This is a genomic window from Flavobacterium zhoui (genome assembly GCF_042787235.1).
GTDB classification, from domain to species: domain Bacteria; phylum Bacteroidota; class Bacteroidia; order Flavobacteriales; family Flavobacteriaceae; genus Flavobacterium; species Flavobacterium zhoui.
Genome location: NZ_JBHZPY010000004.1, coordinates 31,770 through 46,219, shown reverse-complemented (window position 1 = coordinate 46,219; position 14,450 = coordinate 31,770). Strand labels below are relative to the sequence as shown.

General features: G+C 33.9%; 13 protein-coding genes. 4 read left to right on the top strand and 9 right to left on the bottom strand.

Annotation, left to right across the window (positions count from 1 at the left end; all coding sequences use genetic code 11):
• Positions 1-19: 19 nt before the first annotated feature.
• Together ACFX5F_RS06265 and ACFX5F_RS06260 are read left to right on the top strand one after the other, a co-directional pair.
• Positions 20-136: an acyloxyacyl hydrolase gene (locus tag ACFX5F_RS06265; protein WP_379850976.1), complete on the top strand. Its 117-nt coding sequence runs from the start codon at positions 20-22 to the stop codon at positions 134-136.
• 229 nt (positions 137-365) lie between these two features.
• Positions 366-2,027 (top strand): T9SS type B sorting domain-containing protein, encoded by a 1,662-nt coding sequence (locus tag ACFX5F_RS06260; protein WP_379850974.1) that lies wholly within the window; start codon positions 366-368, stop codon positions 2,025-2,027.
• A gap of 87 nt (positions 2,028-2,114) precedes the next feature.
• Here ACFX5F_RS06260 and lgt read toward each other — a convergent pair whose 3' ends face one another.
• The 5 genes from lgt to ACFX5F_RS06235 all read right to left on the bottom strand — a co-directional run bounded on the left by lgt (position 2,115) and on the right by ACFX5F_RS06235 (position 7,149).
• Positions 2,115-3,041, bottom strand: a complete 927-nt coding sequence (gene lgt, locus ACFX5F_RS06255; RefSeq protein ID WP_379850972.1) for a prolipoprotein diacylglyceryl transferase — start codon at positions 3,039-3,041, stop codon at positions 2,115-2,117.
• 66 nt (positions 3,042-3,107) lie between these two features.
• The gene (gene yidD / locus ACFX5F_RS06250) at positions 3,108-3,347 is read right to left on the bottom strand and encodes a membrane protein insertion efficiency factor YidD (RefSeq protein ID WP_379850970.1); all 240 of its coding nucleotides are present in this window, start codon (positions 3,345-3,347) and stop codon (positions 3,108-3,110) included.
• A 70-nt stretch (positions 3,348-3,417) separates the two neighbouring features.
• On the bottom strand, positions 3,418-4,896 hold the full coding sequence (gene cysS / locus ACFX5F_RS06245) for a cysteine--tRNA ligase (protein WP_379850968.1): 1,479 nt from the start codon (positions 4,894-4,896) through the stop codon (positions 3,418-3,420).
• Between the two features lie 119 nt (positions 4,897-5,015).
• Positions 5,016-5,687, bottom strand: a complete 672-nt coding sequence (gene folE / locus ACFX5F_RS06240) for a GTP cyclohydrolase I FolE (RefSeq protein WP_379850966.1) — start codon at positions 5,685-5,687, stop codon at positions 5,016-5,018.
• 241 nt (positions 5,688-5,928) lie between these two features.
• Positions 5,929-7,149 carry a pyridoxal phosphate-dependent aminotransferase gene (locus ACFX5F_RS06235; RefSeq protein ID WP_379850964.1) on the bottom strand — a complete coding sequence of 407 codons (1,221 nt, stop codon included), beginning with the start codon at positions 7,147-7,149 and terminating at the stop codon, positions 5,929-5,931.
• 125 nt (positions 7,150-7,274) lie between these two features.
• On the opposite strand from ACFX5F_RS06235, the gene ACFX5F_RS06230 reads away from it, so the two are divergent.
• A complete protein-coding gene (locus tag ACFX5F_RS06230; RefSeq protein ID WP_379850962.1) occupies positions 7,275-8,609 on the top strand; it encodes a PDZ domain-containing protein in 1,335 nt (444 codons plus the stop codon).
• A gap of 58 nt (positions 8,610-8,667) precedes the next feature.
• Here the strand turns inward: ACFX5F_RS06230 and ACFX5F_RS06225 are convergent, their stop codons facing one another.
• Positions 8,668-9,057 carry a DUF1573 domain-containing protein gene (locus ACFX5F_RS06225; RefSeq protein WP_379850960.1) on the bottom strand — a complete coding sequence of 130 codons (390 nt, stop codon included), beginning with the start codon at positions 9,055-9,057 and terminating at the stop codon, positions 8,668-8,670.
• Positions 9,058-9,218: 161 nt separating this feature from the next.
• Between ACFX5F_RS06225 and ACFX5F_RS06220 the strand changes: the two genes are divergently transcribed.
• Complete coding sequence (locus ACFX5F_RS06220) at positions 9,219-11,852, top strand: valine--tRNA ligase (protein WP_379850958.1); 2,634 nt, start codon at positions 9,219-9,221, stop codon at positions 11,850-11,852.
• A 64-nt stretch (positions 11,853-11,916) separates the two neighbouring features.
• Here ACFX5F_RS06220 and ACFX5F_RS06215 read toward each other — a convergent pair whose 3' ends face one another.
• From ACFX5F_RS06215 to ACFX5F_RS06205, 3 genes are all read right to left on the bottom strand, one after another.
• Positions 11,917-12,225, bottom strand: a complete 309-nt coding sequence (locus ACFX5F_RS06215; protein WP_379850956.1) for a hypothetical protein — start codon at positions 12,223-12,225, stop codon at positions 11,917-11,919.
• Positions 12,226-12,397: 172 nt separating this feature from the next.
• Positions 12,398-13,714: an APC family permease gene (locus ACFX5F_RS06210; protein WP_379850954.1), complete on the bottom strand. Its 1,317-nt coding sequence runs from the start codon at positions 13,712-13,714 to the stop codon at positions 12,398-12,400.
• Positions 13,715-13,878: 164 nt separating this feature from the next.
• On the bottom strand, positions 13,879-14,427 hold the full coding sequence (locus ACFX5F_RS06205) for a PepSY-associated TM helix domain-containing protein (RefSeq protein ID WP_379850952.1): 549 nt from the start codon (positions 14,425-14,427) through the stop codon (positions 13,879-13,881).
• Between the last annotated feature and the right edge of the window lie 23 nt (positions 14,428-14,450).

Sequence of the window (14,450 nt, the reverse complement as noted above, 5' to 3'; positions counted from 1 at the left end):
AAAGTGTTTTAAATAAATAATGATTAATTTTAAAGTTAAAAGATTTGAATTTGATGTACGGCCTAATATCCGTCATGTTTCTAATGCAGGTCTTTCAAGTCCCAATATTGGGTTTAACACTAAAAATATTGAGTAAGGTGTTTCTTTGCATTTTTAGATCATTCGAGAATATTTGTTTATGTAATATTTTACACCATTTTTTAATTAAGATTACAGTTTATTTTGTTGTTAGTCAATGAATTGATTTTTGAAATTGAATATTTTTTTTAAAAATAAATCTTTAATAATTTCTAATTTTATATATTTACTAAGCTTTGTAGTATAGTCCCAATTGATATTTGAAGTTATTTTATAATGCTAAAACAATGGAAAAATTTACTAAACTATTATTATTGGTTTATTTGTTTATTAATGTTAATCTTTATGCTTTTGATATTAGTAATAAATTCAATTTTGTAAATGGGATTAGCACTGTTAATTGTAAGTTAGATAACACGACATATTCAGTTGAGAGTATGTTTAATCATGGAATTTTGCTAAAAGCAAATTCTAATTTGTTTCTTTCCAATATTGCTACTGTTCCTCCAACAGTTACTTCTCAAATTTATTTTTGCCAAAATAGTGTTGCAGCACCGTTAGCTGCAGCTGCCAGTGCAGGGGGAATATTGAATTGGTATGGAACCAATGCTATAAGCGGGACGGCGTCCGCAACAGCTCCAACTCCTTCAACAACTACGGTAGGGACTATTTCATATTATGTTAGTCAAACTGTGAGTGGAATAGAAAGTTCACGATCAAAGATTGATGTAATTGTAGTTGCTGATAATGGGGCAAATATTTTGAACTTTAGATGTGATCCATCGCAAATAGCAGCTGCTGATAAAGCTTCCTCCGTATTTTTTGATTGGGCAAATAATCCCCTAATCTCTAATACTTATAATTATACCTATACAATTCAAGGAGGCCCCCCAGTTACCGGAATCACAAATGTCTCACATGTTCAAGTATTTGGGATGGTGCCGGGACAATCTGCTACATTAATATTAACATCAGCAACACATCCTTGTGTCCCTTCAAAAACTTTAACGTGCTATGTGCCTTGTGGAGCAGTATCTATAATACCGACGTTTTCGGCAATCCCAACTTCCTTTTGTATAAATGAAGCGCCGCCAAGTTTACCCACAACATCTACAAATGGTCCTACAATTGCCGGAACGTGGAGTCCATCAGCGATAAATACAACAGCAGCGGGTACAACTAATTATGTCTTTACGCCAGATCCGGTTTTATCGCCATGTGCAAAGACTAAGACATTGAGTGTGACAGTAGGACCCGTTGCGCCTAATTTTAGCGATTTTTCAATCTGCTCTGGGGATGTAGTGGCTAATTTGAATTTTACTTCACCTAATGGTATTAGCGGAACTTGGTCTCCGTCAAATATTGTTAATACAACAACTAGTGCTTCCTATACTTTTACTCCAGTTGCAGGTCAACCTTGTGCGCCAACTGTTAAAACTATTAATGTCACTGTAAATCCTTCAAATGCAATTGTAAATTTAGATTGGACGGTAACAGATGCATTCGCCAAAAATAAAATAGTTACTGTCACAGACCCTGTGGGAGTTGATTATTTATATCGATTAGATGATGGGCCGTTTCAAGAAAGTCCTATTTTTGAATATGTTTCTTTGGGAACTCATGCACTTACAGTCGCAAATAAAAATGGATGTAGTACATTAACTGTAAATAATGTTTTAGTGATTGATTATCCTAAATATTTCACTCCAAATAGTGATGGTTTTCATGATACTTGGAACATCTTTAGTTTAGAAGATCAAACAGATTTCAGGATTCTAATATTTGATCGTTATGGGAAATTCTTAAAAGAAATTAGACCTAAAAGTTTGGGATGGGACGGCATGTATAATGGAAATCCTATGCCGGCAAATGATTATTGGTTTAGTGTTGAATATGCAGAGCAGAATATTTCTAAAATATTCAAATCTCATTTTTCTTTAAAGAGGTAGTAATAGAAATACCCCCAAATAGCATCTAGCTTTTTGAGGGCAGGTCAAGTTTGTTTTTATCTATTTTAACCGGTAATAGATTTTTTTTTAAATTCTAACAGGCTTTTCGGCAGTGAAAACAAAGTACAATCCGATTAATATAAATGGAATACTTAACCACTGTCCAGTAGATAGTAATCCTAAAGAATTTTCAAATCCGCCTTGGCTTTCTTTTACAGATTCCACAACAATACGGACGGAGAATAAAAGTACTAAGAACAATCCAAATAAAAATCCTGATTTTTTTCTGGCATCCGTTTTCCAGTATAAGAAAAACAAAATTGCGAAAACAAAAATATAGCAAAAGGCTTCATATAATTGTGTAGGATGCTTTGCAGGAACTTGTTCTAATAAAGCGGCAAATTTTGGGTCAGTAGCTATAGCATGATAAGCATCATTTGGGTTAGCTATCTGAGTTGCATTTGTGGCATCATTTGGACTAAATTTATCACGTATAAAACGGATCCCAAATGAAGAGGTAGTTTCTTTTCCAACAATCTCAGAATTGAAAAAATTCCCTAGTCTTACAAAAATAGCTCCACTCGCGACAGGAATCACGACTCTGTCTAAAATCCATAATTGCGGTCTTTTCAACACATTTTTACTATAAAAATACATCGCAATTATTATAGATATAGCAGCACCGTGACTGGCTAAACCCTGAAATCCTGTAAATTCAAAAGTAGGAGAGAATCGAAATGGCAGAAATATCTCCAGCAAATGATTGCGGAAATATTCCCAATCATAAAATAAAACATGTCCTAAACGGGCTCCGATTAATGTAGCCAGTACGGTCCATATAAACAATGAGTCTAATTTTTCTATCGATTCTCCTTCACGTTCAAATATATTTTTCATGATATACCATCCTAATCCAAAGGCGATTACAAACATTAAACTGTAATATCTAATTACAAAAAAACCTAAATCAATTCCTTCTGATGGATTCCAAATTATATTTAAAGCGTGTGTCATAGATGATTATTTTTTTTATGTTTTGTAAAAATAAAGAATTAAAGTAAAATCCGTACCAATAAAAGGTTAATGTTCGTGATTACATTTTTTTTCGGGAACAGGGTCATAGCCGGTTCTGCCCCAAGGATGACAGCTCAAAATTCTTTTCAATCCTAAATATCCCCCGTAAAATAATCCATGTTTTTGCAGCGCTTCAATCATGTAAGAAGAACAAGTAGGTTCAAATCTACAGGCAGAAGGTGTAAATGGGGATATTGCGGTTTGGTAAAAACGCACTAATAAAACAAAAGGCGTGGTTATTTTCATGATTAGATTAGCTAATATGTCAATTAGAAAATGGCTAATTAATTAATTTTCTAATTGAAAAATTATTCCATTATATTGTAAAAGTAGTGCCTTCCTTTCCGTCTTTCAACTGAATTCCTAATGCAATTAATTGGTCTCGAATCTGATCAGACAATGCAAAGTTTTTATTATCTCTAGCTTGTTTTCTCATTTCGATTAACATATTTACAGTTCCTTCTAATTTATCATTATTGCTGTCTGAAAGTTTCTCGTCTTCAAGACCCAAGACATCAAATACAAAAGCTTGCATTGCTATAGAAAAATCCTTTAAATCAGTTGCAGTCAACGTTTCTTTTCCTTCTTTTAGCAGATTGATAAATCGAACTCCTTCAAATAATTGGGCAATCAAAATCGGAGTATTAAAATCATCATTCATCGCATCATAACAAGACTGTTTCCAGCTCGAAATATCTAATGTGCTATTGGAGTTTGAATCTAATTCTTTCAATGATTCTGCGGCTTCCATCAATCTTTTGTATCCTTTTTCGGCGGCTACGATGGCATCGTCAGAGAAATCAAGAATACTTCTATAATGCGCCTGCAGCATAAAAAATCGAGCTACAGATGCGGAGAAAGCTTTGCTCAAAATGCTGTTGTCACCCGTTAAAATCTCTCTTGGCAAGATATTGTTTCCGGTTGATTTGGCCATTTTTTTGCCATTCAAGGTTAGCATATTGGCGTGCATCCAATAATTTACCGGAGTTTGGCCCGTACAAGCTTCATTCTGTGCGATTTCACATTCATGATGTGGGAATTTCAAATCCATTCCACCTCCGTGAATGTCAAAATGATTGCCCAGATATTTAGTGCTCATGGCAGTACATTCTAAGTGCCAACCCGGAAAACCATCACTCCACGGGGAAGGCCAACGCATAATGTGTTGTGGTTCGGCTTTTTTCCAAAGTGCAAAATCTTGTGGATTTCTCTTGTCAGATTGCCCGTCAAGATCACGCGTATTGGCAAGCATATCCTCAATATTACGGCCGCTTAATCTACCATAGTGATTGGTTTCATTGAATTTTACCACATCAAAATAAACAGAGCCATTGGCTTCATAACCAATTCCTTTGTCAATTATAGTCTTTATAATTTCTATTTGCTCAATAATGTGTCCCGTTGCTGTAGGTTCAATACTTGGAGGTAAAAAGTTAAAAGTATTCAAAATATCATGAAAATCCACCGTGTAACGTTGCACAACTTCCATCGGTTCCAGTTGTTCTAAACGTGCTTTTTTAGCAATTTTATCCTCACCCTCGTCGACATCGTCCACGATATGGCCTACATCCGTAATATTACGAACGTAACGCACTTTGTATTCTAAATATAAAAAATACCTAAATATCACATCAAATGACATAAATGTTCGCACATTACCAAGATGCACATTACTGTAAACCGTAGGTCCGCATACATACATCCCAACATTTCCTTCATGGATAGGCTTGAATGTTTCTTTTTCTCCCGAAAGAGAATTGTATATTTTTAGGGTTTGAGATTTGTATAATGGCATTTATGTTTGTTTTTTTGGAGCTATTTCCTGCTTTCCGTTTCAATCCACGCCAAAAAGCGTGGGATTTCCTCTTCAATCAGGGCTAGGGCTTTGTCGGTTAAATAGAATTTATTTGTATTTTAGAACTTCGTCTCTAACTTAATGTAATCTAGAAATTCTCTTCGCGTTTGATCATTTTTAAATTTACCGCCAAATTCAGAAGTTACAGTACTACTTTCAATATCACTTATTCCTCTTGAATTTACACAAAGGTGTTTCGCGTCAATTACGCAAGCAACATCCTCGGTACCCAAAGCAATTTGCAATTCTTGAACAATTTGCATAGTTAAACGCTCTTGAACTTGAGGTCTTTTGGCGTAATATTCTACAATTCGGTTCATTTTAGAAAGCCCAATTACTCTTCCATTAGAAATATAAGCTACGTGAGCTCTTCCTATGATTGGCAGTAAATGATGTTCACATGTAGAATAGACAATAATGTTTTTCTCTACTAGCATTTCGCCATACTTGTAGTTATTGTCGAATGTTGAAGCTTTTGGTTTTTTAGCAGGATTTAGACCTCCAAAAATTTCTTTTACAAACATTTTAGCAACACGATTTGGAGTTCCTTTTAAACTATCATCGGTCAAATCCATTCCAAGTGTTAGCAGAATATTTTCAACGTCTTTTTTTATTTTTTCTATTTTTTCTTCATCAGAAATAGCAAAAGCATCTTCGCGTACTGGATTTTTTGCTGATAAACCAATGTGATTGTCTCCTATTTCGTCTTGAAATTCTTCGTTATTTATCATTAAAAGCAACTATTATAGTGGGTGTATATATTTAAGCGGTAAAGATAATTAATAAAAATTAAAGAATTTCTATAGGTTATACTATTTAATGATGGTTTTATAGAGAGGATTGGTGATGTCAGATAGTTTTTTGTCCTTTAAAAACTAAAGGCAATAACTTTTTATCGTCATTGCCTTTAGTTAATTGTCTGGAAATCTTTGGTTGTATATATAAAGCAAGAGAATTTCCTAATTCATATTTTTATTGAGCAGCAATTAGTTTTTTAAGTCGGGTTGCATTATAAACAGGAATAGCTTCTTTTAGAACGCGTACGGCACTGATCAAATCTTCTTTTTTCAATACATACGCAATACGTACCTGATTTAAACCCATTCCGGGTGTCGAATAAAATCCAGCGGCAGGGGCAACCATAACGGTTTCACCATTTAAATCATAACTTTCTAAAAGCCACTGCGCAAAAATATCAGCATTGTCAACAGGAAGTTGTGCAATGCAATAAAATGCTGCCTTCGGTTTAGTGACTATGACACCTTCTATTTTATTTAATTCAGATATTAGTGTATCCCTGCGTTCTCTGTATTCCGAAATTACTTCGTCAAAATAACTTTGAGGAGTATCAATAGCTGCTTCACAGGCAATTTGTTCAACAGTAGGAGGGCTTAGTCTCGCTTGAGCAAATTTCATCGCAGTTGCCATCACTTCCTTGTTTTTTGACACTAGGCATCCTATTCTTGCGCCACACATACTATAGCGTTTTGAAACAGAATCAACCATGATTACATGTTCTTCGAGTCCAGGAATATTCATTACAGAATAATGAGTATCTCCATCATATATGAATTCTCGGTATACTTCGTCAGCAATAAGAAAAATATCGTATTTTTTTACGAGCGCTGCTAATTGCATGATCTCATTCTTTGAATATAAATAACCTGTAGGATTTCCGGGATTACAAATTAGAATGGCTTTTGTTTTTGTTGTAATTAACTTTTCGAATTCAGCAATGGATGGAAGTGCAAATCCAGTATCAATAGTTGAAATTACAGGAACTACGCTACCCCCTGATGCGGTCGAAAAGGCACTGTAATTGGCATAAAAAGGTTCGGGAATAATGATTTCATCACCTTGATCCATGATTGTACCTAATGCAAATAGTAAGGCTTCTGAACCTCCAGTAGTAATTATAATATCTTCAAATTCTACGGCAACATTTTGTTGTTTGTAAAATTGAGATAATTTTCTTCTGTAACTTTCATTTCCCGCAGAATGACTGTACTCTAAAATAGTTAAGTCAATATTTTTTATCGCATTAATGGCTATTTCAGGGGTTTTTATATCAGGTTGACCAATGTTCAAATGATATACTTTATGTCCTTTTTTCTTTGCGATTTCTGCAAAGGGAGCCAATTTACGTATTGGTGATTCGGGCATATTCTTGCCTTTGTTGGAAATTTTTGGCATGGTTCATTTATTGAAGTGCAAATTTGCATTTTTTTTTTGAAAATTTCTGTTAAACGCAATTGTAAATGTGACAGAAACTATACAAATAATCAATATTTTGTGTATTTTTATCAAAATGATTGTAAATGAAAAAACGAGTTTCTGTATTTTTTATTCTTTTTTGTGTTTGGCCTATTTTGGCACAAGATGGTTTTCAATTCGCTGAAAATGTTAATAAAGTAACTGTTCCTTTCAAACTTATTAATAATTTAGTTTTTATTCCAATTAAGGTTAATGGCATCGAATTAAATTTTTTGTTGGATTCAGGTGTTGAAGAAACTATTTTGTTTAGTTTGGAAGAAAAAAAAGAAATTGAATTTTCTAATGTCGAAAAAATTACTTTGCGTGGTTTAGGAAGTGAAGACGCCATCCAAGGATTAAAATCGACTAATAATATCTTGGAAATTAAAGGATTGAAATCTGTTAATCATTTGCTGTATATTGTTTTAGACCAGGAATTTAATCTTTCCTCTCATATTGGGATTCCTGTGAATGGCATTATTGGATATCAATTTTTTAAAAATAATCTGATTGAAATCAATTACGAAAAAAAAAGAGTAATTGTTCATAGGGATATTGAGAAAAATAGAAAAAAAATAGAAAAAAATTTTGAAAAGGTTGCTATTGCAATAGAAAGGCTAAAACCATATATAATAAGTACAGTAACTATAGATTCCGTAGAGTTTCCTGCAAAATTATTAATTGATATTGGCAACAGTGACGCAATTTGGCTCTTTGAAAATCGTTCAAAATTAATAAAAATTCCTTCTAAAAGTTTTGAGGATTATCTGGGAAAAGGATTCAGCGGAGATGTTGAAGGGAAACGTGCGCGAATTATTAAATTTAAAATGTCTGAATTTGAATTTAAAAATCCAATTGCTGCCTTTCCAGATTCTAGTTCATTACGAAGTGTAAAAATGGTTGCTGGTCGAGTAGGCTCAGTAGGCGGTGAGATTTTAAGACGATTTACAATTATTATGGATTATACTAACGGGCTTCTATATTTAAAGAAAAATAAGGAATTTAATGGGCCATTTAATTATAATAAAAGTGGAATCGAAATTCAGCAGCAGGGAATGCAATGGGTGCAAGAAACAGTATATCTACAAACGGTTCCTATTGTTGTTACCGAGGATCCTTATAAAACAAAAGCAGAAAAGAATGGTAATAATTTTAAATATAGCTTTAATCTAAAACCTGTTTACTCTATCGCAAATATTCGGAAAAACTCACCTGCTTTTGCCGCTGGTTTAGAGAAAGGAGATGTAATTGTGTCTGTAAACGGGAATCCAAGCTATAAGTATTCGTTGCAACAAATGAATTCCTTTTTGAAATCAGAAGAGGAACTTTGGATTACGATGGAAGTCGAACGAAATAACAAAAAACTTAAAATTAAGTTTCAATTGCAAAATGTTTTATAAAAAAAAAACGCTTTATGATTATTTTCATAAAGCGCTATCTATAATTAACTGCGGAAATTTAATTGCCAACAACTTCTCCTTTTATTTTTAGAGCTACTCTTCCTTCTTCGTAGTTCACGGCATTAGATTCAACCGTAATTGTTTTTCGAATTGGCCCTGCAGTCATATTGTATTTTATCTCAATTTTTCCTTTTTTACCTGGTAAAATAGGATCTTTTGTACTCGATAATATGGTGCAATTTGCTGTTGACTGAATTGAGGAAATAATCAAAGGTGCATTCCCCGTATTTGTAAATTCAAAAACCCGTATTCCATTGTCGTTTGATTTAGCTATTCTACCGTAATCGATAGTATTGTCTTTAGCTGAAAAATCAATTTTAGCTCCAGACTGAGCAAAACCCACACTGCTAACTAACAGGATTGCTATTAAAGTAATTATTTTTTTCATTTTCATTTTTTTAAATTCATTTTAGTAAAAGTACTTTGTTTTAATTAACGTACAAATATTTATTTCTCTTTTTATAGTGTACTTAATTATTTACTTTTGTTCCCACTATTAATTACAAATATCAGACCAAAGTATAATTTTGGTTTTAACAGTTGCTTTTTATGATAATTCCTGCACAATTTGACGCTAAAACTATTGAGAATAAGTGGTACGACTACTGGATGAAAAACAATTACTTTCACTCAGAGCCCGATCAGAGAACGCCATATACTATTGTAATTCCGCCACCGAATGTAACTGGAGTTTTGCATATGGGACACATGTTAAACAATACGATTCAGGATGTTTTAATAAGAAGAGCACGTCTGAAAGGTTTCAACGCTTGTTGGGTTCCTGGAACAGATCATGCTTCGATAGCTACTGAAGCTAAGGTTGTTGCTAAATTAAAAGCCGAAGGAATCAACAAAAATGATTTGACTCGGGAAGAATTTCTGGCTCACGCTTGGGAATGGACTGATAAATATGGTGGTGTAATTTTAGACCAATTGAAAAAATTGGGTGCCTCTTGTGATTGGGAAAGAACAAAATTCACTATGGATCCAAACATGTCAGCTTCGGTAATTCGTTCTTTTGTAGATTTATATAACAAAGGATTGATTTACAGAGGATACCGAATGGTAAACTGGGATCCTGAAGCAAAAACGACTTTGTCAGACGAAGAAGTAATTTATGAAGAACAAGAAGGAAAATTGTATTTCCTAAAATATAAAATTGAAGGAACTGAAGATTTTCTGACAATTGCTACGACGCGTCCAGAAACTATTTTTGGCGATACCGCTATCTGTATTAATCCAAATGACGAACGTTTTTCTCACCTGAAAGGGAAAAAGGCAATTGTCCCTCTTTGTGGAAGAGTGATTCCAATTATTGAAGATGTCTATGTAGATATCGAATTTGGTACCGGTTGTCTAAAAGTGACGCCTGCTCATGATATGAATGACAAGGCACTAGGGGAGAAGCATAATTTGGAGATAATAGATATTTTCAATGAGGATGCAACCTTGAATAGTTTTGGATTACAATACCAAGGGAAAGATCGTTTTGTGGTTCGGGAAGAAATTGCCAAAGAACTAGAAAGTATCGGTGCTTTGGCAAAAACGGAAATACACTTGAATAAAGTAGGAACCTCTGAACGAACCAAAGCAGTTATCGAGCCAAGATTGTCGGACCAATGGTTCCTGAAAATGGAAGATTTGGTTAAACCTGCAATTCAATCGGTATTGGTCGATGGTGAAATTAAATTACACCCTGCTCGTTTTAATAATACATACGCACACTGGTTAAATAATATACGTGACTGGAATATCTCCCGTCAATTATGGTGGGGACAGCAAATTCCTGCTTATTTCTATGGAGACGGAAAGGAAGATTTTGTAGTTGCTGAATCCATCGAGGAAGCTTTAGTTTTGGCTAAAGAAAGAACCAATAACTTACTACTTACAACTTCAGACTTAACTCAGGATGTTGATGCTCTCGATACATGGTTTTCTTCTTGGTTATGGCCAATGTCCGTTTTTGGGGGGATAATGGATCCAGAAAGCGAAGATTTTAAATACTATTATCCAACCAATGATTTAGTAACCGGTCCGGATATTTTGTTTTTCTGGGTGGCGAGGATGATTATTGCGGGTTATGAATATACGGGAAAAAAACCATTTACGAATGTTTATTTGACTGGTTTGGTACGGGACAAACAAAGACGTAAAATGTCTAAATCATTAGGAAATTCACCTGATCCTTTGGATTTAATCGAAAAATTTGGAGCTGACGGAGTTCGTGTAGGATTGCTTTTGAGCGCTTCTGCCGGTAATGATATTATGTTTGACGAGGAATTGTGTAACCAAGGAAAAGCGTTTACCAATAAAATTTGGAATGCCTTCAAACTTATAAAAGGATGGGAAGTTTCAGATGTTATTGCGCAACCGGAATCATCTAAAGTAGCAATTCAATGGTATGAAGCCAAATTGCAACAAACGCTTCTGGAAATCGAGGACAATTTCGAAAAATATAGAATTTCCGATGCTTTGATGGCGATTTACAAACTAGTTTGGGATGATTTCTGTTCTTGGTTCCTGGAAATGATAAAACCGGCATACCAACAACCAATTGACAGCGCAACTTTGGCGAAAGCCATAGAAATGTTAGAAAACAACATGAAATTATTGCATCCGTTTATGCCGTTCTTGACAGAGGAAATTTGGCAAATTCTTGCCGAAAGAACTAGTGAAGAAGCATTAATCGTTTCGACCTGGCCGGAAATAAAACCTTTTAACGCCCATTTAATTTCAGACTTCGAAAATACTATTGAAGTAATTTCTGGAATCAGAACGATTCGTAAAGACAAGAATATTCCTTTTAGAGATACCATTGAATTGAAAATCGTGAATAATGATAAAGCTTCAACCTATTTTGATTCGGTCGTGGCGAAATTAGGGAACATCACTTCATTGGATTATGTTTCTAATAAAGTGGATGGCGCTTTGTCTTTCCGTGTAAAATCAAATGAGTATTTTATTCCTATTACCGGAAATATAAATGTAGAAGAAGAAATTGCAAAATTAGAAGCGGAATTAGTTTATACGCTAGGTTTCCTGAAATCAGTTCAAAGCAAATTAGCAAACGAGAAATTTGTGGCTGGTGCGCCAGAAAAAGTATTGGCTAACGAAGTTCAAAAAGAAGCAGATGCTTTGTCTAAGATTGAAACCATCAAGCATAGTTTGGCTGGATTGAAATAAGGATTAGTTTTCTAAAATATGAAATCCCAATGCTGAAAATTTCAGGATTGGGATTTTTTTAATTTTATAGTTTAAGAAAATCATAAACTAAAAAACGAATAGAGTTTAATAATAAGTCTTCTTGAGTTATCAAATCTCCAGTATAGGTATAAATAATTTTAAACTGACCAACATTTAAACCAGTAGTCGTCGCTTCTTTAATCTTAAATCCATCATAAGTAAATGAAGTTGACAAACCGCTTGTGGAGCTTATCTCTTTTATTGTTTTAATTAGTGGATTTTTATTCTCATTTGTTGGTTCTTTGGTTTCATTTTCTGAACATGAGATAATGATTAGGAATAAAACTCCAATTATGGTCGTTAATTTATTCATTTAAATGATTTTTTTAAAGAAAGTAAATGATTGTCAGTTTTGCAATAGAAATCTTTAAAAATGAAAAAATATTCTTAGCTAATGTAATAAAAAACACATTGTAAATGATTGTGTTTATTTAAAAAATCTCTAACGTAGATCAATCTCAAATGTTTTTATATGTTTTATTTTCTTAATTTTTGTTTCGATTTATAAATAAAAAAACAGGATAGGAAAACAATGAAATAGCGAGAATAATTACAAAATTTTTAGTGTCGCTATAGGCAAAACCCATCAATAGGGCCACTGTAGCTATAATCACGAGTATTGTAGACCAAGGATAAGCCCAAGAGCGATAAGGTCTGGGTAAATCGGGTTCTTTATTTCTCAATTTTATAAGCGAACAATAGGCCAATCCCCAAACAATGACCGACATGAAGGTTCCAAATGAAAATAAGACTTCGAAGGAACCGATATAGATCAGTAGTAAACTAATTAAGGATGAGACCAAAAGTGCTACTATTGGAGTACCGCCTTTGTTAATTTTAGTTCCTTTTTGAATAAAAAAACCATCGCGACTTAATCCGAATAGGATTCGTGCCGGAATCATCATATAGGCATTGAGAATACTGATCAAAGAAAAAATGGCTATTACGGTTACTATAATTGCACCCTGAGTTCCAAACACCACTTTAGCAACATCGGCAGCTACCAATGGTGAATTGGCTAATACGGAAACAGGCAATACATAAAAGAACGCTGTATTTATTAATACATAAAGGACAATGACAATTATAGCGCCGGTATATAACGATTTTGGAATGTTTTTGCTGGGGTTTTTATCCTCTTCTGCAAAAAAGCAAACGGCATACCAGCCATCGTAAGTTCCAATTATTAATTGAAGTGATTTAAAAAATCCAAATAGTATTCCCATTTCAAAAAACGGGGTATCTTTCTCGATAGGATTAAACTGGACTCCCGAATACATAAAACAGGCGACGATTAAGGCTACAAAAACTCCAACTTTAATAATACTTGTCAGCTGCTGGAAGTAACTTCCATTTTTTACACCGCTGACATGAAGTGCGGTAAAGGCGATTAAAAAAGCAATGGCGATAACTGTAGTCTGACTTTCTAAACTTGGAAATAAAACAACAATATATTCGCTGATAACAATACAGTAAAAAGCGGGTGGAACTGAATTTGCGATATAGTCAAACCACCCTGAAAGGAAACCGGCGTAATCCCCAAAAGCTCTTTTTATATAATTGTACGATCCCCCCGCTTTTGGTAGCATTGTGGCTAATTCAGCATAGGAGTTTGCCCCAATTAGTATGTAAATTCCACCAAAAAGCCAACAAGCAAGAATAAGCCAATAATTATCTAACATACCTGCAATAATACCTGGTGTACGTAAAATTCCAACACCAATTGTACCGCCAATTAATACTGCAATACCAAAACCAAAACCTAGACTTTTCTTTAATTGGTTGTTGTTTGTATTTTTCATAATGACTTTTTCGCTTTCACTTTTTGATTAAAGGTGTGTTTTTCGATAGTTTGAGTTATTGGAAACCTATTATCCGTTCTCCAAATATAGTAAAACGCAATTTCTTTTTTTAAACAAAAAACCCCGTTTCGATACGAGGTTTTTATATTGTTGTTGAACGGGTTTTACCCAAAGAAAATCAAAAATAGTAAAGGAAATATAACTCCGGCAACTGCCAGTTTCCAGCCGCGTTGCTTGAAACTGAATTTTCCTCCTTTGATCATTATTGTTCCGGTTAATGCAATGGTAATTAGGCTTAAAGCAAAAATATCTGAATAATAAATCCAAAAATTGGAATCGTTTTTATGTAATTTCATCGATTGGCTGATGATTGGCGTTTTCATAAAAGAGACAATTTCTCCTTTTCCTGTTTTCATATCAATTTCGACATCGTGGTTTTCATAAGAAATTTTAAATGTTCCTTTTTTTACCGTATGACGTCTCATCTTATCATCGATACCTAATTTTTTTCCAAAATCTTCAGCAAATTTCTCGTTGATTTCGCTTTCTGCAGGAAGTTGTACTTCTATAGCTTTAGTTTCAGTCGTGTATTTTTCAGGATGCCAAGAATCTCTATGATTCATCATAAGTCCTGATAAAGCAAATGATACGATTAGTCCAATATAGAAATAGCCTAAATCTCTATGTAAATTTCTGAAAGTCTTTTTGTTCATGTTTTTGGTCTGTTAAAATGGTT